This window comes from Streptococcus sp. GMD6S (assembly GCF_000297015.1).
The window spans coordinates 1-1,205 of the sequence record NZ_AJRH01000149.1 but is presented as its reverse complement, the minus strand read 5'-3'; the positions used below and the strand labels follow the sequence as shown (position 1 = coordinate 1,205).

Annotated in this window: 3 protein-coding genes; all 3 read left to right on the top strand. The window is 41.1% G+C overall.

From position 1 onward, the window contains the following. Positions 1-852, top strand: an 852-nt coding sequence (locus GMD6S_RS09245; RefSeq protein ID WP_000452268.1) for a penicillin-binding transpeptidase domain-containing protein, incomplete at its 5' end; no start/stop codon positions are given. A 52-nt stretch (positions 853-904) separates the two neighbouring features. Further along, positions 905-1,057 (top strand): 50S ribosomal protein L33, encoded by a 153-nt coding sequence (rpmG, locus tag GMD6S_RS09240; protein ID WP_001809375.1) that lies wholly within the window; start codon positions 905-907, stop codon positions 1,055-1,057. A 9-nt stretch (positions 1,058-1,066) separates the two neighbouring features. Continuing rightward, the coding region (gene secE / locus GMD6S_RS09235; protein ID WP_000505775.1) for a preprotein translocase subunit SecE at positions 1,067-1,205 on the top strand (139 nt) is incomplete at its 3' end.

The window sequence follows — 1,205 nt, the reverse complement described above, 5'->3', positions numbered from 1 at the left end:
GGTATTAAGACATCTCCAGAAGTACCTATGTATCAGGCCTTGGCGGAATCACTCAACCTGCCAGCTGTTGCGACTGTAAATGAATTAGGTATTGACAAAGCTTTTGACGCTGGGGAGAGATTTGGTCTGAATATGGAAAAAGTTGACCGAGTTCTTGGAGTTGCTCTTGGTGGAGGTGTGGAAACGAATCCTCTCCAGATGGCGCAAGCCTATGCAGCCTTTGCTAATGGAGGTTTGATGCCTGAAGCACATTTCATCACTCGTATTGAAAATGCCAGCGGCCAGATCATCAAGAGTCATAAAAACTCCCAAAAACGAGTGATTGATAAGTCGGTAGCCGATAAAATGACCAGCATGATGCTAGGAACATTTACCAATGGTACAGGAATTAGTTCGTCACCGGCAGATTATGTTATGGCTGGTAAAACAGGTACGACTGAAGCTGTTTTCAACCCAGAATATACAAGTGACCAGTGGGTGATCGGCTATACTCCGGATGTGGTAATCAGCCACTGGCTCGGTTTCCCAACAACAGATGAGAACCATTATCTAGCAGGTTCGACCTCCAATGGAGCAGCCCATGTCTTTAGAAGTATGGCTAATACCATTTTACCTTACACTACAGGTAGCACTTTTACAGTTGAGAATGCTTATAAACAAAATGGTATTGAACCAGAAAATACGAAAAAGCAGGTTGTTGAAAATGAGACAAACCAGTCTGAGGACCCAATAGGAGATATTCGTAGTCGTGCACAAAATCTTGTAGATGAAGCAGGTCGTGCGATTTCAGAAGCTAAAATAAAAGAAAAAGCCCAGACAATATGGGACTCAATCCTTAATCTATTTCGTTAAGAGGCTTGTCAAAGCCTAGGTTTCTTGTTATAATAGATAAGATGGAGGCGTTATGGCACTAAAAAAAGCAAGCCTAGCTTGTGCAGTTTGTGGTTCAAGGAATTATTCAATCAAAATTAGTGGGAACCCCAAGCCAACACGACTAGAAGTAAATAAATTTTGTAAACATTGTGGAAAATATACGACACATAGAGAAACGAGATAGGAGAGAACGATGGGCTTTATTAAGGATATTTTTAAACTTCTTAAAGAAACAACTTGGCCAACTCGCAAAGAAAGCTGGAGAGATTTTCGCTCTATTATGGAATACACAGCCTTCTTTGTGGTCATCATTTACATTTTTGACCAGTTGA